This window comes from Shewanella sp. 10N.261.52.F9, assembly GCF_041471165.1.
Taxonomy (GTDB): Bacteria; Pseudomonadota; Gammaproteobacteria; order Enterobacterales; family Shewanellaceae; genus Shewanella; species Shewanella marinintestina.
The window spans coordinates 386,584-408,576 of record NZ_JBFRNX010000013.1 but is presented as its reverse complement, the minus strand read 5'-3'; the positions used below and the strand labels follow the sequence as shown (position 1 = coordinate 408,576).

The window sequence follows — 21,993 nt, the reverse complement described above, 5'->3', positions numbered from 1 at the left end:
CTTAAATAGTTTTAACTTTTTTAAGTTAACGGGTTAGGACTGAAATGGCGACAATATTTTACTCACCTGCATGGTGTTTTTTGTGGTTTGAGGGAGATCGGTTGCTTTAACTTTATAAACCTTAACCCGAGAGAAAAGCCGGCGTTTAGCTCCTACTTTGATCAGAGACTGTTCTTTTAGGTTACCGACATCAACTCGAGCAACAGTGCCATTGGATAGCGCAATAGTGCTTGATTCGGCAGCACTACTTATCACTCGAGCTTTATGAATAGAACAATTGCCAATTAGCGGGTCGATGACGGCGGTGAGCAGTAGGCCAAGTGATAACACAAGGCCTAAACTTAATAAAATATTACTAAAATGCATTTTGTTTTTTAAACTCTAATTACTTGCCTAAAAGAGGTTTTAAAAAACGCGCTGTATGCGACTCAGTATGCTCTGCAACCTCTTCAGGCGTGCCTGCAACCAAAATTGTGCCGCCGCCAGAGCCACCCTCTGGACCAAGATCGATAATCCAGTCAGCAGTTTTAATTACATCAAGGTTATGCTCAATAACAACAATAGTGTTGCCGTGAGACTTAAGGCGGTGCAATACATCTAGCAGCAGCTGAATATCAGCAAAGTGTAGACCGGTTGTTGGCTCATCTAGAATATACAGTGTCTTACCCGTATCACGTTTAGAAAGCTCTTTAGCTAACTTCACTCGCTGCGCCTCACCACCAGATAAAGTGGTAGCACTTTGCCCTAAACGAATATAAGACAAACCTACATCCATTAAGGTTTGCAGTTTACGGGCAACGGCAGGAATAGCTTCAAAGAACGGACGTGCTTCTTCAACAGTCATCTGCAGCACTTCGTGAATGTTCTTGCCTTTAAAGCGTACATCTAAGGTTTCGCGGTTATATCGCTGACCTTTACAGCTGTCACAAGGTACATACACGTCGGGTAAGAAATGCATCTCAACCTTGATCAAACCATCGCCTTGGCAAGCCTCACAGCGACCACCTTTAACGTTGAATGAGAAGCGACCTGGCTGATAACCACGCGTACGTGATTCTTGTGTTGCTGCAAATAGCTCACGGATTGGCGTGAAAATACCTGTATAGGTAGCAGGGTTTGAGCGAGGTGTGCGGCCAATTGGGCTTTGGTCGATATCGACTACTTTATCGCAATGATCCATACCAACCACTTTCTTATAAGGCGAAGGCTCATCAACGGTCGCACCGTTAAGTTGCATATGTGCAATCTTATAGAAAGTATCGTTAATCAGTGTTGATTTACCTGATCCAGAAACACCTGTAATGCAAGTGAATAAGCCAACAGGAATTTGCAAATCAACATCTTGAAGATTGTTACCTGAAGCGCCAAATAGCTCGATTAGCTTAGTTGGATCATACTCAGTACGTTCAGTCTTGATATGAATTTGCTTTTCACCAGACAGGTACTGACCTGTGATGGACTCTTTGCAGTTAAGTAAGTCTTGCAGTGTACCTTCACCAATCACTTGGCCACCGTGCACGCCGGCACCTGGGCCGATATCAATCACGTGATCTGCCATGCGAATAGCATCTTCATCGTGCTCAACCACTATTACAGTGTTGCCTAAGTCGCGCAGGTGGATAAGAGTTTGCAGTAAGCGCTCGTTGTCACGTTGATGTAGACCTATTGATGGTTCATCTAGCACGTACATCACACCCACAAGGCCGGCACCAATTTGGCTGGCAAGACGAATACGTTGCGCTTCACCGCCTGATAACGTATCAGCTGAACGTGAAAGGCTTAAGTAATTTAAGCCAACGTTGACTAAGAAACCTAAGCGGTCGCGTACCTCTTTAAGGATTTTATCGGCAATTTGCGCGCGTTGACCGGTTAGCTCTAGTTTGTCGAAGTAATCCATGGCTTCGCCAATAGACCACTGAGTCAAAACAGGAAGATTGAGCTCTTCAATAAACACGTTACGTGCTTCTTCACGTAGGCGTGAACCGCCACAGCTTTGGCAAGACTGAGTATTAATAAACTTAGTCAGCTCATCACGTACTGCATTGGACTCAGTTTCGCGATAACGGCGGTCCATGTTGTTTAGAATGCCCTCGAATGGGTGATTTCTAACAACGACATCGCCACGGTCATTAATGTATTTAAAGGCGATGCTTTGTTTACCAGAGCCATAAAGTACGATTTTACGTACTTCATCGCTTAGCTGCTCAAATGGTTTTTCAATATCAAACTTGTAGTGGTCAGCAAGTGAAGTCAGCATTTGGAAGTAATAGAAATTACGTCTATCCCAACCACGAATGGCGCCACCGGCTAATGAAAGTTCAGTATTCGTAATGACTCGTTCAGGGTCAAAGAATTGCTGTACACCTAAACCATCACAGGTTTGGCAAGCGCCGGCAGGATTGTTAAACGAGAAAATGCGTGGCTCAAGTTCTGCCATTGAGTAGCCACAAACTGGGCAGGCAAAGTTAGCCGAAAATACTTGTTCTTCAGCTTTTGCTTTGCCTTCAGTTGGATCCATGCTGGCAATTTTGGCGATACCACCGGAAAGCTCTAACGCAGTTTCAAATGACTCTGCTAGGCGCTGCTTTATATCTCCACGCACTTTAAATCGGTCAACAACCACTTCAATGGTGTGCTTTACGTGTAGGTCTAGCTCTGGCGGATCGGTTAAGTCGCAGACCTCTCCGTCGATACGGGCGCGAATATAACCTTGTGCTGATAAGCTTTCTAATAGCTTAACGTGTTCGCCTTTGCGATTATTAACAACTGGAGCGAGCAGCATTTGACGGCTGTCTTCTGGCAGTTCAAGTACCTTATCGACCATCTGGCTTACGGTTTGCGCGGCTAAGGGCTCTCCATGAGTTGGACAGCGAGGTTCACCCACGCGGGCAAACAACAGACGTAAATAATCGTAGATTTCAGTAATGGTTCCCACGGTTGAACGCGGGTTATGAGATGTTGATTTTTGTTCGATAGAAATTGCAGGGCTCAAACCTTCAATATGATCAACATCTGGCTTTTCCATCAAACTCAAGAATTGACGCGCATAAGCAGATAAAGACTCAACATAACGTCGTTGGCCTTCTGCATATAACGTATCAAACGCTAGAGAAGATTTGCCTGAACCCGAAAGTCCCGTGATCACGATAAGTTTGTCGCGGGGAATGGTCAGGTTGATGTTTTTAAGATTGTGGGTACGAGCACCACGTACTTCAATATTTTCCATCTAGCGTTCAGATCTCAAAGCCGAAAAAAGTGGTTAAGTATCTCACAAATTTGGCTATGTAAATAGCCAAGACTGGCTAACAATTGTAGGAGAGAACTAAGATTTTGCCACGTTAACTGCGGTAATCCCCTTGATATCGGGGCTTTGAGAACCAGTCACTTAAAACATGGTTCAAGTATACATCTTCAGTTTTTACTTTTGGGCTATGAAAAACTTCGTGATAAACTCCGCGGCCTATTTCAAGTTCACAGATCAGGGCGGGGGCATGGCCAACCAAGGACTTTCCAAGACTGAGAAAAAAGTCGCATTTTCTTTAGCCAGTGTATTTGGCTTGCGCATGATGGGCTTGTTTATGATCATGCCTGTGTTTGCACTATACGGCCAACACCTCGAAGGTTTTTCACCTTTGTGGGTTGGTATTGCTATTGGCGCGTATGGTTTAACGCAAGCGGTTCTTCAAATCCCAATGGGGATTTTATCTGACAAATTTGGCCGTAAGCCTATCATCTTAGCCGGATTATTAATCTTTGCATTAGGTAGTTTAGTTGCCGCTAATGCTGAAACTATTTATGGCGTAGTCGCTGGCCGTGCTTTACAAGGTATGGGGGCGATTGCCGCTGCTGTGCTAGCACTTGCTGCAGACTTAACCCGTGATGAACAACGCACTAAAGTGATGGCGATTATCGGTATGTGTATCGGTTTTTCATTTGCCTTATCACTGCTAGTAGGTCCCATTGTAGCGCAGCACCTCGGATTGTCTGGACTGTTTTTTATGACGGCAGGCCTTGCTTTGCTAGGCATGATAATTGTGCAAGTCTTAGTGCCTAACCCAATATCGCAAGCACCAAAAGGTGATACCGTCGCTGCGCCAGAAAAGCTTAAGCGCATGTTAATGGATCCACAGTTATTTAGACTTGATGCGGGTATTTTCATCCTGCACTTAGTCTTGACTGCAGTTTTTGTCGCCTTGCCGCTGGATTTAGTCGATGCCGGTCTTGCTAAAGAAGAGCACTGGATGCTGTATTTTCCGGCCTTTATGGGCGCGTTCTTTTTAATGGTGCCACTGATTATTATTGGGGTTAAGCGCAATAATACTAAAGGTATGTTTCAAGTTGCTTTGCTGATTATGATGGCCGCCCTTGGTTCAATGGCGATGTTTGCCGATAACCTGGTGGTTTTGAGCATTGCTGTAGTGCTGTTTTTTACCGGATTTAATTACCTAGAAGCTTCGTTACCAAGTTTGATCGCCAAGTTCTGTCCCGTTGGTGATAAAGGCTCGGCAATGGGTGTTTATTCTACCAGCCAATTTTTAGGTGCCTTTTGTGGTGGTTTATTAGGTGGTGGTGCCTATGAATTACTGGGGGCATCTGGGGTTTTTGCCGTTGCTTTAGGCTTGATGGTTATTTGGTTTTTATTGACCTTTGGTATGAAAAATCCAGTGCTTTTGAAGAGTTACACATTAGAGGCGAATGTTACCGATAAACAGAGCGCAGTGACCATGGCAACTGAGTTGTCGGCATTAGCAGGTGTGTCTGAGGCGATAGTTGTACTTGAGGAAAAGGTCGCTTATTTAAAAGTAGATGACCATTTCGATTTGAGAGAAGCCAGAGCTGTGTTACGCTCTGTCGATTAGTGAAAATTTAATATACGTTCCAGGAGATTTCAATGGCTAGTCGTGGTGTCAATAAAGTAATTTTGGTCGGTAATTTAGGACAAGATCCTGAAGTACGTTACATGCCTAATGGCAATGCCGTAGCCAACATTACCGTGGCGACAAGTGAGTCTTGGAAAGACCAGCAAGGTCAACAGCAAGAGCGTACTGAATGGCACCGTGTTGTGATGTTCGGCAAACTAGCTGAAATCACTGGTGAGTATTTACGTAAAGGCTCTCAAGTTTACCTAGAAGGCAAACTACAGACTCGTAAATGGAAAGACCAAAGTGGTCAAGATCGTTACAGCACTGAAGTGGTTGTCGATCAAAGTGGTAGCATGCAAATGCTAGGTAGCCGTAACCAGAATGCGGGTGCTCCATCGCAAGGTGGCAACCAGAACTATGGTGGTCAGCAACAGCAACAAGGCGGTGGCTACGGCTCACAGCAACAACAGCAACCACAACAAAACAGCTATCAGCCGAAGCCACAAGCTCCAGCTCAACAAAGTGGTTATCAGCAGCAGTCACAACCGCAGCAGCAAGCACCTCAACAAGGTGGTTATGCGCCTAAGTCACAAGCTGCTCCAGCTCCGCAGCAAGCGCCACAACAGCGCCCAGCTCCGCAGCCACAGCAGAACTTCACTCCTGACTTGGATGATGGCTGGGACGACGATATCCCGTTCTAGATCCATTGAGCCGTAAATGGTAATAGGATTTAACTGAACATGAAAGCCCAGCTAATTAGCTGGGCTTTTTTATACCTGTATTTCAATAAAAGCAGTCAAAGCGCTAATTTATTGTGAACATAATTATACCCAAAAGTATTACGCCTTTTTTCCATGTTTGATTGTTTGGGCTTAAACCTCTTTGCTCATTCGTCAAAACTAATCCGATAGCTGTTAGGGTAGAAAGTCGAGAAATGTTGAGGCCTTGGTTAGTACTGGCTATCTAACATTTAGACTAGAAATCTACTCTAGGGTTGTATTGGATATGCGCGCAAGAATTTCAATATTGTTACTGGTTTTTTGCTGCTCTCTGCCTATTAGTGCGCAAGATGCTGATATTGAAATTAGTGGTTTAGTTATTGATAGAACCCTCACCCGTTTTGGTAAAGATTTCAGTTTTTACTATTCAAGCTATTGGCGTGATTTACCGTTTACACAAGGGTTTAACGTGACCTTATATGAAACTGTATTTCCTCAAGCTGGCACCTTGCTTACGCTTGAAGTTAATGGCATTACGATTTACAAGACTCACTTTGGGCGTAGAGCTAGCCCGATAAAAGAAAGAGCAGAGCAAGCGATTTTACTCACTATTGATCACTTAGCACGTGTTAGGGCGAATGCCATTACTGGTGAGTTAGCCGATAGTTCTGACGGATATTAGGATAACTACAATGAATAACAGGATGTTAATTGTTGCTGGGCTACTCTTTGCTGGATCTAGCCATGCAACCGAACTGGTTTACACCCCTATTAACCCCAGTTTTGGCGGTTCAGCGCTAAATGGCTCTTATTTGCTAAATAAAGCTAATGCTCAAAACGACCATACTGCTAGTTCTGAAGAGAAAGATTTTGTTAGCCGCTTTAAAGAGTCGCTAGAGCGAAACATTATGAACACGATTACACGTGGCGTGGCGAGTGGAGAGATCACCGACGGCACTTATGATACTGGGGATTTTAGAATTGAAGTCGCATCCATTGGTGGTGGAGTAATGTTGACCATTACTAACCTATTGACCGGTGAAGTGACTGTTATCGAAATGCCGACATATGGGGGCTAACCGATGAAATATATTCTCACTATTATGACCGTTATCGGCTTGTCGGCTTGTAGTCTAATTCCTAAGCCAGAGCTAAATATTAGCCAAGCAAAACTTAATCCCACTAGCGAAACCATGCAGGCGTTAATGGCGAAACCTGGACCTAAATATCCAATCCCAGTCGCCGTGTACTCGTTTAGAGATCAAACAGGCCAGTACAAACCCCAACAGAATGTAAGCTCTTTTTCTACAGCCGTCACCCAAGGCGCGACTTCGATGCTAGTGCAAACCTTACTCGATTCTAAATGGTTTACACCGGTAGAAAGGGAGGGACTACAAAACTTACTGACGGAGCGCAAGATTACTAAGAAGCAGCCAGCAAAAACCAGTAAAGAAGAAGTACCGCAACTAACCAATGCTCGCCTGCTTTTAGAGGGCGGAATTATTAGCTATGAAACTAACATTAGCACAGGCGGAGCAGGTGTTGAGTATTACGGGATCGGTGCCTCAGAGCTGTACCGTGAAGACCAAGTCACTATCTATTTACGCGCCGTTGATGTGCATACAGGGAAAGTGATGATGTCGGTATCAACAACTAAGCGAGTTTTTTCCCAAGAGATGCGTGCTGGACTAATTCGATTCACTAGTTTGAATCGGTTAGCTGAGGCTGAAGTCGGGTTTACCACCAACGAACCCGTGCAGTTTTGCGTATTGCAAGCCATTGAGTTAGCTGTATCTGAACTGGTTGATAAAGGCGTTGCCATGGGATATTGGTCACCAGCTTAAGTTAGTATTATCGTTATCTGCACCATGAGAAGGGCGGGTTCCACCCTTCTTTTTTACTACCAATAAGTTTTATTTTGTATTCATTATCCAGTCCTTTCTACCGAGTATTAATTTATTTGCGGATAAATTGGTTGTGAAGGTCGCTTTATGTAGCTATTCACTTCGCAATGTTATATTAATGTTGCAAGCTTATTGCCGTTTTACAGTCATAGATACTAAGGAAGAGTGTCTTTATGTCTATCTCTGTTTGTCTCGGTCAAATTCATGGAGAGAATTCAATGAGTAAAATCGATGAGTTAGTGTTTATTCATCAGGTTGCATCACCTTGTCATTTAGCTATTTTGGCTGAATCAATAGGGCTAAAAACCCGAGTGATCAAGAAGCCATCAGATTTGGTTATGGCCAAAGAGTGTAATCGCTTTTATTTGGTTGCCCAGAAAGGCACTGCACTTGATAGTAAAGGGATCCCCTTAGTTGCGGCGCGGCTAGTTTCACAGTTTCCAATCGCTCTATATCAAGTTGAGCGGGGTACGCTAGACCCCAAAGCTGCAATGCTACTTGGTATAAAAGGCTTATTGTACGCAGATCAGGGCATGGACTTGCTATTAAATGGTTTGCGTAAAATGGTAGCCAATGAACTTTGGTATGACAGATTATTACTGAGCGAGATGTTTAATCATTTGGTCAAGCGGTTAGATAGTGGCGGTGAGGCATTACAAGATACGGTTGTGATGTTGCAAATGCTAACGGGGCGAGAAAGAACGATTATTCAATTGGTTTCAAGCGGTGCGCGTAATAAAGAAATTGCCCATCAGCTTTGCATTAGTGAACATACAGTAAAGGCGCATATATCTTCTATTTTTAGAAAAACCCAATCTCGTAACCGAGTTGAACTATTGCGTTGGGCGCAGACGTACCAAAGTCAGTTTGAGTTGTGTTCCTAGAGCTTTAGCTCTTCAGCTAAGATTGGAGAGTTAATAAAACTAGCGCATCAGATAAGTAAAAAGAAAGGGAGCTTAAGCTCCCTTTTTTGGTAGTGACTCTTTGAGTTAACTCTTAATTTTGCATCACTGTAGCGGTATTGAAATCACCGGTTTGAGTAACGCTAATAACATTACCAGAGCCTGATTGTGAACCCATAACTAAGTTATCGTTGCCTGTTTGCGCGATGTTTAGGCTGTTATCTACACCGTTGACTTCAAAGGCTTCAACACTTTCACCACCTACCCAGTTTCCGTTACCTGTTTGAGCGATAGTAGCGATATTCTCGTCGCCGACAATAATCAGGTCGATAAGGTTAAGATCACCCTCTTGAGTCATTTCTACTTCAGTATTATCGAAACCAACAACCGAAACTAACGCTTCGTTTTGATCGCCATCTTGCTCAATATCAACGTCATTACCGAAACCAAGTACATCAGCGTAACCGAAGTTTTCATTACCTTCTTGCGCAATTTCGATGCCGTTATCATCTAATTCTGTGAAAGCGACGGCTTGGTTGTCATCACCGTCAGACATGATTGAAACATCATTATCGTCACCATATTGACCTATGGTAGCAAAGTTGCCAGTTCCTTCTTGGTCTAGAACTAGACTATTTTCGTCACCAAAAACTTGGAATTCCGCACCATTATTATCGCCATCTTGTTCGATACGAATCATGTTGTCGCTACCTTGAATTTCAGCGATCAGTGTATCGCCGATAGTATTAGATAACCCATCTTGTTCTATTTCGATGTCGTTATCATCACCAGTCGCAAGCGCTAAATAAGCGGTGTTACTTGTGCCAACTTGTTCGATTTCAATTTCATTGTCTGAGCCAGTAAGCTCATAGACAAAACCTGTGTTGTCGTCACCTTCTTGGGATACGATGAAGTTGTTGTTGTCGCCTGCAACACCTTTAACCGCACCTAGGTTGTCATTACCTTCTTGATAAACTTCAACATCATTGTTATTACCCATGTTAGGTGTGATGTCCAATGACACAAAACCTGCCACGTTGTTATCACCATACTGAGTAATATCACCGTCATTAGCATCACCTTCTACACGGAAAGTGGCAAAGTTACCGTTGCCGTCTTGCTCAACGTAGCTCGTGTTTTCGTCACCGATTAACTCAACGACTGCACCGTTCTGCTCACCTGCTTGCATTACTGTTGCTTCGTTGCCGTCACCAGAGAGATCGATATCAGTTTCATTAAAGAATCCGCTTTGGTTTACAGTAATTGAATTGTCATTACCTGTAATGTCTGCATTGGCTATATGCCAGTCTTCAGTTTGGTCTATATCAATTGTATTTCCTTCGCCAGCAGAGTTTACGTAAGCCTCTTGCCACACACCATCTTGAGTCACGTTTGTTTCTTGCGCATCGCCAGTTTGTTCAACCTTAGCTACGTTTAGATCTCCTGTTTGACGAACTGTCGCATCTTGGCCTACAACGGCTCCTGAAGCTGCTGTCGTTTGAGTGATTTCTGCAGTATTACTTGAATCTGCTAAAGCGCTACTGCTAATGCCTAGGCTTGCTGTAATCGCCAGCGCAATCATTGTTTTAGTTGTTTGTGATCTCATATGACTCTCCCTGTTTAATATTGAGTAATTGTCATTGCAGCACCATCTGCAATTTGTTCAATTGAAAAACTGGCACTTCCCAGTTGATTAATTTGTACTAAATTGTCATCGCCAATCTGGGTAATAAAAGCTTGGTTATTTGCACCAGACTGTAAGAGTTCTACTTCATTGTCTTGGCCAAGTTGGATGATTTCAGCTTGGTTATTACTGCCTATTTGAAGTAATTCGGTGATATTGCCTTCACCCATCTGACTTAGCGTCGCTTGGTTTAACACACCGGCCTGCACAAGGTTAATGACATTGCTACGGCCTGAACTCTCGAGAAGTGTTTGTAGTGTTATGGGTAACTCATTGCTCTCGAACTCAGATTCAGCAGCAAAACTGCCGACTGAATAAAGGACAAGGGCGGTGATGATCCCCAAGGTTTTGAAAACGGACACTTAACGCTCCTTTTTTCATCGTTGCAAAGTAAACCTAAGCCACTTTGCTGCTTGCTGGTGAGCGGGTTTGCACAACGTTACTCGCCAGATAAGTTCCTCAAGTTACCTTGCTACTTTTTTGTCGCAATCAGAAAAAGGTCTACTTATTAGCGCGGTTAGTAAATGTTCTACCTTAACTACAGCTGTATCTTACTTGCTGAAAATAAAGCTGTTTAAGCTTTACATTATGCTTTTAACGTCAAAAGCCTAATGCCATGGGATTAGTAGTTTAGTGCTAAATGAATTAAGCCATCTTTCAAATCGACACTCTCTGTGGCAACAATTCTAACGGTTACAAATACCGGGTTATTACTGCACGTTTTTATCAGTCAGTTTTGTGGCTACGCATAGCGTGTTTGTTTTTTGCAGTACCGGTTCGGGGATACTTAAAGGATTAAAAGGGACTAGTTTATGTTTAAAAAATTAACACCGTTAGCAGCAGCGATCGCAGGAGTGATTGCTGTTTCGTCTACGCCAGTGCAGGCAAAAACGCCAACGCAACATGAATATATTAAAGACTCGTTAATCGTTGTTTATAAAGACAATGCGACTAAGAGCGAGCGAGAATCTGCCCAACGTTTGGTACGTGCCTCAATGAGAGATATGGATGCTAATGGCATCGATGACCGTTTTGCTAATTTGCTTGATGGCAAGCTGGCAAAGTTAACGCTTCGTGCAGGCTCTAATGTTGGTGAGGCGATTAAAATCATTAGCCGTCATCCAGCAGTAAAGTACGCAGAACCTAACTATGTGATTAAAGCGATTGGTACACCTGATGACCCTGATTTTGTTTCGCTTTGGGGTTTAAACAATACAGGGCAAGACGGCGGTACAGCTGATGCTGATATCGATGCAGTGGAAGCTTGGGATGTAACAACGGGTGATAGTTCAGTTGTGATTGGTGTCATCGATACCGGTGTCGATTATAACCACCCTGATCTACAAGCTAATATGTGGACCAACCCAAATGAAATCCCTGGTAACGGTATTGATGATGATGGCAACGGGGTCGTGGATGATATCCATGGTTTCAATGCTAACAATAATAGCGGTGACCCAATGGATGGCAATGGTCACGGTACCCATGTAGCGGGTACTATCGGTGCATCAGGTAACAATGGCGTCGGTGTTGTTGGTGTTAACTGGGATGTCAGTATTGTCGGTTGTCAGTTCTTAGATGCAAGCGGTTCAGGTTCAACTGAAGGGGCGATAGCTTGTATTGATTACATGACTGACTTAAAAGTGAACCATGGCGTTGATATTAAAGCGACAAACAACTCTTGGGGAGGCGGTGGATTTAGCCAAGCGTTAAAAGATGCAATTGAGTCAGGCGGTGATGCTGGGATCTTATTTGTTGCGGCGGCTGGTAACGGAGCTTACGACAATGATGCTAGTGCAAGTTATCCTGCAAGTTATGACTCTGATGCTGTAATGGCTATTGCTAGTACAGATCGTAACGATGCAATGTCTAGCTTCTCTCAATGGGGCTTAACTAGTGTTGATATGGGCGCGCCTGGTTCAGCTATCTTATCAACTACGCCGGGCAACACTTATTCAACTTTCTCAGGTACTTCAATGGCAACGCCACATGTTGCAGGTGCAGCAGCATTGGTGTGGTCAATTAACCCAGATCTGTCTGCAACAGCAATGAAGCAGCTATTAATGGATTCTGGTGATGTTAATGCAGACCTAACGGGTAAGACGGTTGCAGGTACTCGACTCAATGTCGCCAATGCACTTGATCTTGCGGATCCTGATCCTGGGTACCGCTTTAGCGTTACGCCCGCCTCGCAAACTATCGAAGCCGGTAGTTCAACGAGTTACGATTATAGCGTAGGCAGTGTTGCTGGTTGGGATGGTACAGTCGCACTTTCAGTTGTAGTCTCGCCAGCGCTTGCAGGTGTGACGCTATCTAGTAATAGTGTAATGGCTGACGATACCTTTATGGTAAATGTTGTTACAGATGCGAGCACTCCTTGGGGAGATTACACCATTACCGTTACTGGTGATGATGGAAGTACTGTTAAAGAGAAGTCGGTTTCATTGACTGTGTTGCCTGAAGGTCTACAGGATTTCACGTACTCAAATACTGATTCTGCAGCTATTCCAGATAATGACCCTGCAGGTATTGTAAGCACGATAGTTGTTGCTGATGATGTGCAAGTGTTTGGAGTTGATGCCAATGTGGATATCTCACACACTTGGATTGGTGATTTAGTGGTAACACTGACTTCGCCAGCGGGTACTGAAGTGGTATTACATAACCGTGAAGGTGGCAGTGCAGATGATATTGTTAAGAACTGGGATCTAAGTGCATTTAATGGCGAAATCGCGACAGGTACTTGGAGCTTGTTCGTTAATGATAACGTTGGTGCCGATACAGGAACGCTTAACAGTTGGGGTATAGTGATTTCTGGTGTTGGAGAAGCAGCACCTGCAGCCCCAATTGCAGGCTTTAGTTATGCAGTAGACGGTCTAAATGTTGCCTTCACTAATTCAAGCAGTGACGTCAATGACGATATCGTTAGTTACAGCTGGGATCTTGGTGATGGCAATGTATCGACAGATATGAGCCCAGCACATACTTACGCAACAGCAGGAACTTATACTGTTTCTATGATGGTTACAGATGCTGAGGGTAATAGCGATAGCGCAATGATGGATGTTGAAGTATTTGAACATACCATTACAGCGGGTGTAGTGCGCGCTAAATTATCTCGTCGTGGTAGTGCGCTTGTTGACCTAACATGGGATGGTGCTGCGGGTGATGATGTCGTGGTTTACCGTGACGGCGTCGCAGTTGCAACGACAAGCAATGATGGCCGTTATCGTGACCGTTTCTCTGGTGCGTCATCATCAGTTGAATATAAGATTTGTGAAGCATCATCTAGCCTTTGTTCTGATCCAATGACGGTGAACTTCTAACTCTATAAATGTAGCTAATCAATAAGCGGCCTTAGGGCCGCTTTTTTTACTTTTATAACAGCGATAACACTGCAATTGAGTGTTAGTTAGTTTTTGAAATGATATTTTGGGCATAGAAATAATACAGTTTAAACCTGCGGATATATTACTCTAATCACCGCATCTAAATTGTTAGCCAATATTGGTTTTGTTTTCACGACTAAAAAGCCTAAACCTCTCTTTTTACGGTATTACGTTTTGTGCCATTCTCTCTGCTGAATGTTGAAATTTTATTCATTGCCTAAGCGACTGACATACGCTTGTCATATTGCACTAACACTATAGTGATAGTACTTTTTCGATAGAAATTTTGCTTGTTGTCTTTCATTGGTACTTGTTACCTAAACGGTTGATGTTGTGAGCTTTGTTAACTATTGCAGTGATTTTTTGCATTTATTGATAACGAAAAACTTGAATAACCGCTGCTTTGAACTAAATTCGATAAGAGCTGAATAATTTATGTGATTTATTTCAACTTTGAGAGGCATATTTCGCATTTTCAACTATTGATATTCGGCAAGAATCTGTAAAAATACCGCTTCTGTCCCTGATGAAAAAATATAGGGAAAACGGAGGTAAATGTTAGCGCAAATTACCTCTTATTTAGTTTGTATGTGTTGATTTAAGGGCATTAACATATATGTATAAGACGACAAAAAAAACAGTTTGGTACGGTGAGCTAAGAACAGCTCGTGGTAATACCATTCTAATTCATGATAAACAGTTTCCAGATGCTTCTGCAGGGCGTGTTTACTTCTATAACGCAACTCGCGAAGCAATCATCGAGTATGCAGAGGATATCGTTAAGCCTAATCTGCATGAACTTGATGATCAAGCCATTGCAGAAGTTGAGAAAAACTTCGGTGCAGCTTGGTTTGCCGCAAGAGAAGAGTTTATGGCTAAGCATCAGGGCTGGGTTGAAGCAAATAACCCAAAAAGTGCGGCAGCGCCAAAAAAGGCCAAAGCAGCACCTGCTGAAGATGACGATGAACCAGAGTTAGCATCTGCCGATGGCGATGACTACGATGACGATTGGTCAGACGATTACGACGATTAGTTTAATAAAAAACAGCGCCTACTAGGCGCTGTTTTTTTATCCGTATATTTTACTGCTCAGATTAATCACATTCAAACTGATAACGACTAATGTGGTGGTAGAGCTCACCCGGGGCTATTAATGAGTTGCCTGCAATGCTAGGTTGATTCGGCGCATCGGGTATTTGCTGAGGCTCCATGCACACACCTTGGTATTGTTGCAACACCTGCTGATTTTTACCTACCGTCCCCTGTAAGTGGTTAGCACCATATACTTGCACACCGGGCTGATTAGTATATAAGGTCAAACTACGTCCGCTTAATGGAGAGCTTAGCTTGCCAAATCGTTGTAACTTTGATTCTGTTTTTGGTAGTAAGTAGCAGTGATCAATACCAGATGTTGTCGTAAACTCTTCTTGACCAATTAGTGATAGTAAGTTGGTCGGTAATGATAGATCTAGACTGCTAGCGAAAGTATCGCAAATACTAACGGGGATCCCGCTATCATCCGTAGCCAGGTATTGCTTCGCATCAACCTGTAGCTGATGCTCAAGAGTTGAGTCGCTGGCATCAAGATTAAAATAACTGTGCTGTGAAATGCTGATTGGGCAAGCTTTATCTGAGCTGGCTAAAATCTCAACATAAAGGTTATTACCTACTAAGCGGTAATCTAACTGCACATTACAATTACCAGGGAAGCCCATGTCACCATCAGGGCTCTTTAGACTAAGACGCACGCCATCGGGTAGGGTTCCAAGCTGCCAAACTTTTCGATGAAACCCCTCTATGCCACCATGCAAGCAATTACCTGCTTGATTAACATTAAGCTGAAAATGATTGGGCTCAACCGTAAACTGACCTTTAGCTACCCGGTTTGCGAACCGCCCTGTAACAGAGCCTAAATAGGCATCTTGAGCTAAGTAGTCGCTGGCATTATCACAGCCTAATACTAAGTTTGCACGTTCGCCATCTCGGTCGGGGGCCCATAAAGAGCGAATAATTCCGCCTAGACTTAATACCTCAACCGCAATTGTGCCATTATCCATAAGCACTCGTTCAATTTGTCCACCGCGTGGGTCATCCCAGGCTTCGAGAGGGCGAATACGTACCATGTTTAGTCCTATTAAACGTAATTTAATTATCGATGCGTCGGGCACCGTCGCTAGCTGAGCACAGGTATATATTGGCTTCTAGCCCCGTTTTGTTTGCATACTTCTGTTCAATGGTAGCGACAACTGCGTCGGTGAGTTCGTGGTCGACCAGCGCGACAACGCAGCCGCCGAAGCCGCCACCTGTCATACGCACACCACCACGATCACCAATAACTTCCGATACTATCTCAACAAGATAGTCGATTTCAGTGGTAGTGATCTCAAAGTCGTCACGCATTGAATTATGTGATTCGGCCATTAATAGGCTGAGCTTGGCAATATCATTAGACTCCAATGCCCATGCGGCATTTTGGGTACGTCTATTTTCGGTAATGACATGCCTAGCCCGCTTATAACAAGCATCACTGAGTTCTGATTTGCCGGCTTCGAGTGTCGCTAAAGTTAAATCTCGCAGTGATTCAAGCCCAAAGTGTTCGGCGGCTTGTTCGCATTGTTCGCGGCGAAGGTTATATTCAGATTCTACCAAACCACGCTGTACATTTGAGTTGATTATAATAAGGCTCAGACTGTCCGGTATATTCACCGCTTCACTGTCTAGATCTAGACAATCAATTAATAGGGCATGGTCTTTTTCGCCAAGAGCACTGATCATTTGATCCATAATGCCGCAGGCGCAGCCGACAAATTGGTTTTCACCACGTTGTGCAAGTTGTGCAATAGCAAGCGGAGACAGTTTTATTTGGCTACAGTCATTCACGGCGGTCCCAAAGGCCACTTCAAGTGCTGCTGATGATGATAAACCAGCGCCCATTGGTACATTACTAACAACTGCAATGTCGAGCCCTTTAGGGGCTAAGCCTGATGTGGCCATTGCTGCAGTAAAGCCTTTTAAATAGTTTGACCAGTGATTTGCAACGGGGTTGCCTTCTTCACCAAAAGTCCATTCTTCAATTTCGCCTGGATAGGCATCAGACACTGCGCGAAAACGTAGATCGTCACGGCGTTTTACAACAATTGCTGTATGGAAGTTGATGGCCGCAGGCAAAACAAAACCATCGTTATAGTCGGTATGTTCACCTATAAGGTTAACGCGTCCAGGGGCACAATAAAGCTCATCTGCTTGGGTGCCGAAAGTTTGCACAAACAATTTGTTTGCTCGCTGAGAGGGGTTGGACATAATTTAAATTCCGAATGTTAAAATTTGCGTTCAGTACAAAAACATTGCTGTAAACTGATTGGTTTAGCTGCGGTTTGATTCTGACGACCAAATTAATAACAGCGGTACACCTAAACTTGCTTGAATAAGTCCACGGTAGAAAAGTGGCTCAGAGCGCTAAGCGCTTTAAGCATTTCCCTGTGTCATATCTTTTTTGTGCTAAATATCCATCTATTGTTTTATATCATGACTTTGTAACTTGTGTAACTGAGTTTTTCAGCTCATAACTATTTGGCACTAATGCTAAAGCTTTAACCTAAGGTGTCAGTTGATACCTTAGGTTAAAGTTCGCAATCAAACATGCCTTAATAAGGAGCTTAGTCACTGATTAGCTGACCGCTTGCTGTTTGTGGACCAAAAACAAGCTTGCTCAGTGCTAGGGTGACTAAAATTGTTGCTGCAAGAGTAATGGCCATCATGTGAATAAAGTGCAGCGGACTCCAAACAAAGGTAAATACTGCATAGACGACCACGCCAAATACTAGCCCTATTTTAATTGCTTTAGCATTTACATCTTTAAAAGCGAGGGCGCAGATAAATGCCGCGAGTACAGGCATTGAATAGAGACCATTTAACTGTTGCAGCAGCGATATAATGCTGCTTGATTGGGCAAATATAGGTACCAAGCATAATGAAATCAGCGTAAAGAGCAATGCGACTCGGGTACCTATTTTTCGTACATCGGCGTTAGAATTGACATAGTTTTGGTGGATATCGCAAGTATAAAGGGCTGCTGCAGAATTTAAGCATGAGTTAAATGAGCTCAATACCGCACCGGCCATAACGGCTGCAAATGCGCCTGACATCCAACTTGGTAAAATATCGCCAACGAGCTTGCCGTAAGCCACATCGCCGACATCTCCGTAGAGCTTGAAGGCTACAAGGCCTGGAAGAACAACAATGATTGGAATAATGAGCTTCATGACAACCGCTGCATAAAGACCTTTTTGCGCTTCTTTTACAGACTTTGCTGCTAAAGCTCTTTGGGTGATCACCATGTTGGTACCCCAATAGAATATTTGGATAAAGATCATCCCTGTTAATAGGGTGTGCCATGGGATGTCTGATTGAGTATCACCAACAAGTGTGATGCGCTCGATTGGGATCCCTGTCAGGTCCCAGTTCACCGCATTGAGTGCCAAATATGAGACTATAACTCCCATTACGAGTAGGCCTACTCCATTTAGACTGTCTGAAATTGCAATGGCTCTTAGGCCGCCAAAGATGGCATAAACGGCGCCCACAACAGCAAAGATGATTGCTAAAAAGGTGACAGAGATAGATAGGCCAAACATCGACTTCATAAATAATGAGCCGGTATAGAGCACGACGGGAAGCAAAATAAAGGCATAACCGAGCATAAAAAGTATCGATACCATGGCACGGATCCCTTTATCTTGGTATTTACGCTCCAGAAGTTCGGTAGTCGTGGTGCAGTTATATTTGTAATAAATGGGAATAAGCCATTTAGCTAGAATGATAAGGCCGATCGCCGCTGCAATTTCCCACCAAGCAATAAGTAAGGTTTGAGCGCCATTCATGCCCACTATTTGCTCGGCGCTAATATTGGTCATCATTAAAGAGCCGGCAACAACAACCCAGCTTAATCCCCCGCCAGCGAGAAAGTAGTCTTTACTGTCACTGCTATCACGGGTGATTTTACGGCACTTTAAATAAGTAATTAAGCCTACTAGGCTTGTTAGCCCAAAAAAGATAATCAGTTGAATAGTCTGTTCCATGTTGATCCTTCACTGTTATTTTTAGTTTTACTTTCTTTACTCTGTTTATTTATTCGCTGTAGTTAATAAATAACTATAATCTCGACAAAAATTTGATCCATAGGCAATATTTAGGGATTAGCGACCAGCTATTGCCTAGAGTTCGTAGTCCTAGGTTACCGCTGGAGTCTCGCCTGCTGCTGAATGTTTTTTGTGGTTGAGATTGGCGTGAGGCTAAAGCTAAATTCCATAGGCTTTGGCGCAATACGATAAGGCGTATGTACAGGTCTGCCCCATGATGTGTCACCGCCAACGCCCATTTGCTTGTAATCAATATTCCAAGTGACAAAGTTGCGCACTGGGATCTCTGCGCCGTGGTTAGCGGTAACTGGGACTAACCCTGAAGCAGAGCCTTCGGCATCGCCAGTTCTAAAGTCGATATCCTTTTGTGCAAATGGCCATAGGCTAGTTTGTAGGTACTCATCTTTCATCGCTGTTTGTGCTAACAAACCAGTACCTTTGCTATTGGTAACAGCGACGTATCGCACGTCGGTTCGCTGTCCTGTTTCTTGTGGACGAGAATATCGGTGAAAGGCTTTCTCTATTGGTAGTGAATACCAGCCAAGAGCATTACCAGACTTTCTATCAGCATAAGTTTCTTCAGGTCCACGGCCAAAGTAGTGCATAAAGCGCATAGCAAAAGGCAGTCTTACTTGGAAACCAAAGCGTGGCATGTCGGCGATCTTTTTCGAAGCAGGGGTAAATCGGCTGCCAACAAACAGCTTACCTTGCTGAGTTATTTGGTAGCGGGTTGTTAAAGTAAACCCAAGTTGAGGGTGCTGATGCGTCACTTCGAGCGTCGAGGCTTTATCCTCAATCAGGCTTATCTTATTTAACGTTAGCTCTGCTGCAGCGTCTTGCCAGATCCCAGCCCATTTAGGCATTTGATTGCCAAGATCATTGTCGGTCGGCGCACGCCAAAAGTTAGCCATTAACGGACCATCAAGTTGAGTAACGCCATCAACGCGAATATCGGTTAACCAGCCACTTGTGTTATCTATCTGATATTGCGTATGACCATTAACTAATAACCAATGTGTCGCTTTAGCTTGGATTCCACTTTTGCCTGTTGAATGCTGCTCTAGTGACGAGTATGTAGGAGTTTGTAGGGTGAATTGCTCGAAAGCGATCAAGTGGTCGCTAGGCAGCATTGGCTGCGGCGTATCGACTTTTATTTCGAGTAACAGTTGGTATTCAAATTGCGGGCTTTGCACTAGGGGAGCAGTTGCTGTACTCGGTAAACTAAAATTAATCGCTGCTGATTTTCCTGCTAGCACTTCAGGTAATCGAGCCAGTCCTTTTGCTATTGCTTGGCCATCTTGCTGCAGTGTCCATTTTAGTTGTAGACCACGGGTGTCGATAAAGTCGTAGCGATTTGTAAGAGTAAAACTGATGCGTTGTTGTTTGTGGTTAAAATCGCTGAATTTAAATGGTTGATAAACCTTTTTTACCTCAGATAAGTGAGGGTGTGGGTTTCTGTCTGGATCGACTAAACCATTATTGAGAAAGTTACCATCAGTGGGCATATCTGGGTGGTAGTCTTTACCGTATGCCCAGTAGCGTTGACCATTTTTATTCGTAAAGGCTAATGACTGGTCTACCCAATCCCATATAAAGCCACCTTGCAGCTGCGGATACTTATCTATTACATCCCAATAGTCTTGTAAGTTGCCGACAGAATTCCCCATTGCATGAGCATATTCAATCATGATCAGTGGTCTGTCTTTGTGAGTCTCGGCATATTTTTTAATGCGTTCGATTGAAGGGTACATGGGGGCAACAATATCGGTATAAGCATGTTGCCCTGCAGGCTCATATTGCACTGGGCGGCTAGGGTCGCGCTGCTTAATCCAATCATAGAGTGCAGCGAATAGTTTACCTTCTCCAGCTTCATTTCCTAGAGACCAGACGATAATAGAAGGATGGTTCTTATCGCGCTCGACCATACGCTCTACCCGCGACAGATGTGCTGGCAGCCAGCTCATTTCGTTACCAAGTTGGGTATTTTTATCGATAGCGAGAGGGTGTGATTCGATATTTGCTTCATCGATAACATACAGCCCATACTTATCGGTGAGTCTCAACCAGTATGGATCATTAGGATAATGGCTAGAGCGCACTGCATTGATATTGTTTTGCTTCAGTAGGCGAATGTCGGTTTCCATGCTGGCTCGACTAACGACATGACCCGTATTAGGATCGGTTTCATGCCTGTCGACTCCGCGTATGGTGATTGCCTTATTATTAACAAGCAGTTGACCATCTTTTATCTCGACTCGGCGAAAACCTAAATATTGACTACTGGCTTGTAGCAATTCACCTTGGTTATCGTTAAGGCTAACAATAAGCTGATATAGATGAGGTGTTTCAGCGCTCCACAATTGTGGCCCAGTAACAGTAAAGTCTATTTTCTCAAGTTGTTGTTTGTTTATGACTGCAAGTGTTCTAGCGCCTTGACTGACGGTTTTGCCCTGTGGTGATAACAATTGATAACTGAGATGATAACCTTGGTTACTTGCTTGAGAGGGGTTATGGTTTTCAAGTTTCAGCTTGAGGTTAATGTCGGCTTTATCTAAGTTTTTAGAGAGTTGGTATTCGGCATCTATATCACTAACCCTTTGTTTCTCTGTAGCATACAGGAACACATCACGCTCAATGCCACTGACTCTAAGCATGTCTTGGCTTTCAAGATAACTGGCGTCACTCCAGCGAATAATTTGTAGTGCTAGCAGATTATTACCAGGATTTAGGTAAGAGGTAATATCAAATTCCGCGGGCGTTTTAGCGCCTTGACTGTAACCGACTTCCTCTCCATTTACATAGATGGTGAGTGCTGAACGCGCCGCACCAATATGCAAAAACACTTGTTTGTCTAGCCATTCTTGCGGTAATTGTATTTCGCGGCGGTAGCTACCTGTAGGGTTATGCTCTTCAGGCGCATCAGGCCAAGTAGTTGTAAACGGGTAGCGCTCATCGAGGTAAATTGCATGACCAAAGCCTTGGGTCTCCCAGTTACCAGGGACTTGAATACTTTGCCAGTCATCGAGGTTGGCATCGATTTGGGCAAAGTCTTTAGGGGCGCTAAAAGGGTTGGCTGCATAATGAAATTTCCAGCGGCCATTAAGGTCATAAAAATTAGCACTAGTTCGATAGTCATCTTTTAATGCTTGGCTAAGGTTGGTATAGGCAAAAAAGCTGGCATGTGGTGGCAGCTTATTTTGTTCAAACAACTGATGGTTTTGCCAACGTTCACCTTTCGCTTGAACATGGCTAATGGAGCTAATATATAGAGCGACTAAAAGGCTTGTAAAAAAGGTACAGGCAACGAGACTTTGCTTATAATTTTTATTAAACATCGTATGTTATTGGTCATCTTATACTCGATGCCAATAACATACGCTATAAAAGGGATAATG

The 21,993-nt window shown here is 43.7% G+C and carries 16 protein-coding genes; 8 read left to right on the top strand and 8 right to left on the bottom strand.

Annotated elements, in window-relative coordinates; translation table 11 throughout:
* Positions 1-33: 33 nt before the first annotated feature.
* Positions 34-366, bottom strand: coding sequence for a hypothetical protein (locus AB4298_RS10765; RefSeq protein WP_248998127.1), 333 nt, complete (start codon positions 364-366; stop codon positions 34-36).
* A 19-nt stretch (positions 367-385) separates the two neighbouring features.
* The gene (uvrA, locus tag AB4298_RS10760) at positions 386-3,226 is read right to left on the bottom strand and encodes an excinuclease ABC subunit UvrA (protein WP_371986701.1); all 2,841 of its coding nucleotides are present in this window, start codon (positions 3,224-3,226) and stop codon (positions 386-388) included.
* Between the two features lie 265 nt (positions 3,227-3,491).
* Here uvrA and AB4298_RS10755 point away from each other — a divergent pair, with 265 nt between their 5' ends.
* The 6 genes from AB4298_RS10755 to AB4298_RS10730 all read left to right on the top strand — a co-directional run bounded on the left by AB4298_RS10755 (position 3,492) and on the right by AB4298_RS10730 (position 8,369).
* Complete coding sequence (locus AB4298_RS10755) at positions 3,492-4,859, top strand: MFS transporter (protein WP_371986700.1); 1,368 nt, start codon at positions 3,492-3,494, stop codon at positions 4,857-4,859.
* Between the two features lie 32 nt (positions 4,860-4,891).
* Positions 4,892-5,563, top strand: coding sequence for a single-stranded DNA-binding protein (locus AB4298_RS10750; protein WP_371986699.1), 672 nt, complete (start codon positions 4,892-4,894; stop codon positions 5,561-5,563).
* A 304-nt stretch (positions 5,564-5,867) separates the two neighbouring features.
* A complete protein-coding gene (locus AB4298_RS10745) occupies positions 5,868-6,263 on the top strand; it encodes a curli production assembly/transport protein CsgE (protein WP_248998131.1) in 396 nt (131 codons plus the stop codon).
* Positions 6,264-6,273: 10 nt separating this feature from the next.
* Positions 6,274-6,660 (top strand): curli assembly protein CsgF, encoded by a 387-nt coding sequence (locus AB4298_RS10740; protein ID WP_248998132.1) that lies wholly within the window; start codon positions 6,274-6,276, stop codon positions 6,658-6,660.
* 3 nt (positions 6,661-6,663) lie between these two features.
* Positions 6,664-7,425 (top strand): CsgG/HfaB family protein, encoded by a 762-nt coding sequence (locus tag AB4298_RS10735; RefSeq protein ID WP_371986698.1) that lies wholly within the window; start codon positions 6,664-6,666, stop codon positions 7,423-7,425.
* A 278-nt stretch (positions 7,426-7,703) separates the two neighbouring features.
* Positions 7,704-8,369, top strand: coding sequence for a response regulator transcription factor (locus AB4298_RS10730; RefSeq protein ID WP_371986696.1), 666 nt, complete (start codon positions 7,704-7,706; stop codon positions 8,367-8,369).
* A gap of 112 nt (positions 8,370-8,481) precedes the next feature.
* Here AB4298_RS10730 and AB4298_RS10725 read toward each other — a convergent pair whose 3' ends face one another.
* Positions 8,482-9,993: a curlin gene (locus tag AB4298_RS10725; RefSeq protein ID WP_371986695.1), complete on the bottom strand. Its 1,512-nt coding sequence runs from the start codon at positions 9,991-9,993 to the stop codon at positions 8,482-8,484.
* Positions 9,994-10,007: 14 nt separating this feature from the next.
* On the bottom strand, positions 10,008-10,433 hold the full coding sequence (locus AB4298_RS10720) for a curlin repeat-containing protein (protein ID WP_371986694.1): 426 nt from the start codon (positions 10,431-10,433) through the stop codon (positions 10,008-10,010).
* 450 nt (positions 10,434-10,883) lie between these two features.
* On the opposite strand from AB4298_RS10720, the gene AB4298_RS10715 reads away from it, so the two are divergent.
* On the top strand, positions 10,884-13,397 hold the full coding sequence (locus AB4298_RS10715) for a S8 family serine peptidase (protein WP_371986693.1): 2,514 nt from the start codon (positions 10,884-10,886) through the stop codon (positions 13,395-13,397).
* Between the two features lie 679 nt (positions 13,398-14,076).
* Positions 14,077-14,493 carry a hypothetical protein gene (locus AB4298_RS10710; RefSeq protein WP_248998138.1) on the top strand — a complete coding sequence of 139 codons (417 nt, stop codon included), beginning with the start codon at positions 14,077-14,079 and terminating at the stop codon, positions 14,491-14,493.
* A gap of 61 nt (positions 14,494-14,554) precedes the next feature.
* On the opposite strand, the gene AB4298_RS10705 is transcribed toward AB4298_RS10710, so the two are convergent.
* The 4 genes from AB4298_RS10705 to AB4298_RS10690 form a co-directional block, all read right to left on the bottom strand.
* Entirely contained in the window at positions 14,555-15,583 is a 1,029-nt protein-coding gene (locus tag AB4298_RS10705) for an aldose epimerase family protein (RefSeq protein ID WP_248998139.1), read from the bottom strand.
* Between the two features lie 22 nt (positions 15,584-15,605).
* Entirely contained in the window at positions 15,606-16,760 is a 1,155-nt protein-coding gene (gene galK / locus AB4298_RS10700; protein WP_371986692.1) for a galactokinase, read from the bottom strand.
* Between the two features lie 356 nt (positions 16,761-17,116).
* On the bottom strand, positions 17,117-18,538 hold the full coding sequence (locus AB4298_RS10695; RefSeq protein WP_371986690.1) for a solute:sodium symporter family transporter: 1,422 nt from the start codon (positions 18,536-18,538) through the stop codon (positions 17,117-17,119).
* A 155-nt stretch (positions 18,539-18,693) separates the two neighbouring features.
* Positions 18,694-21,933 (bottom strand): glycoside hydrolase family 2 TIM barrel-domain containing protein, encoded by a 3,240-nt coding sequence (locus tag AB4298_RS10690; protein WP_371986689.1) that lies wholly within the window; start codon positions 21,931-21,933, stop codon positions 18,694-18,696.
* Between the last annotated feature and the right edge of the window lie 60 nt (positions 21,934-21,993).

What these genes read in the sequence shown, in the direction of transcription:
- AB4298_RS10765 (WP_248998127.1), bottom strand. Translation starts at nt 366, where the DNA reads ATGCATTTTAGTAATATTTTATTAAGTTTAGGCCTTGTGTTATCACTT.
- uvrA (WP_371986701.1), bottom strand. Translation starts at nt 3,226, where the DNA reads ATGGAAAATATTGAAGTACGTGGTGCTCGTACCCACAATCTTAAAAAC.
- AB4298_RS10755 (WP_371986700.1), top strand. Translation starts at nt 3,492, where the DNA reads ATGGCCAACCAAGGACTTTCCAAGACTGAGAAAAAAGTCGCATTTTCT.
- AB4298_RS10750 (WP_371986699.1), top strand. Translation starts at nt 4,892, where the DNA reads ATGGCTAGTCGTGGTGTCAATAAAGTAATTTTGGTCGGTAATTTAGGA.
- AB4298_RS10745 (WP_248998131.1), top strand. Translation starts at nt 5,868, where the DNA reads ATGCGCGCAAGAATTTCAATATTGTTACTGGTTTTTTGCTGCTCTCTG.
- AB4298_RS10740 (WP_248998132.1), top strand. Translation starts at nt 6,274, where the DNA reads ATGAATAACAGGATGTTAATTGTTGCTGGGCTACTCTTTGCTGGATCT.
- AB4298_RS10735 (WP_371986698.1), top strand. Translation starts at nt 6,664, where the DNA reads ATGAAATATATTCTCACTATTATGACCGTTATCGGCTTGTCGGCTTGT.
- AB4298_RS10730 (WP_371986696.1), top strand. Translation starts at nt 7,704, where the DNA reads ATGAGTAAAATCGATGAGTTAGTGTTTATTCATCAGGTTGCATCACCT.
- AB4298_RS10725 (WP_371986695.1), bottom strand. Translation starts at nt 9,993, where the DNA reads ATGAGATCACAAACAACTAAAACAATGATTGCGCTGGCGATTACAGCA.
- AB4298_RS10715 (WP_371986693.1), top strand. Translation starts at nt 10,884, where the DNA reads ATGTTTAAAAAATTAACACCGTTAGCAGCAGCGATCGCAGGAGTGATT.
- AB4298_RS10710 (WP_248998138.1), top strand. Translation starts at nt 14,077, where the DNA reads ATGTATAAGACGACAAAAAAAACAGTTTGGTACGGTGAGCTAAGAACA.
- AB4298_RS10705 (WP_248998139.1), bottom strand. Translation starts at nt 15,583, where the DNA reads ATGGTACGTATTCGCCCTCTCGAAGCCTGGGATGACCCACGCGGTGGA.
- galK (WP_371986692.1), bottom strand. Translation starts at nt 16,760, where the DNA reads ATGTCCAACCCCTCTCAGCGAGCAAACAAATTGTTTGTGCAAACTTTC.
- AB4298_RS10695 (WP_371986690.1), bottom strand. Translation starts at nt 18,538, where the DNA reads ATGGAACAGACTATTCAACTGATTATCTTTTTTGGGCTAACAAGCCTA.
- AB4298_RS10690 (WP_371986689.1), bottom strand. Translation starts at nt 21,933, where the DNA reads ATGTTTAATAAAAATTATAAGCAAAGTCTCGTTGCCTGTACCTTTTTT.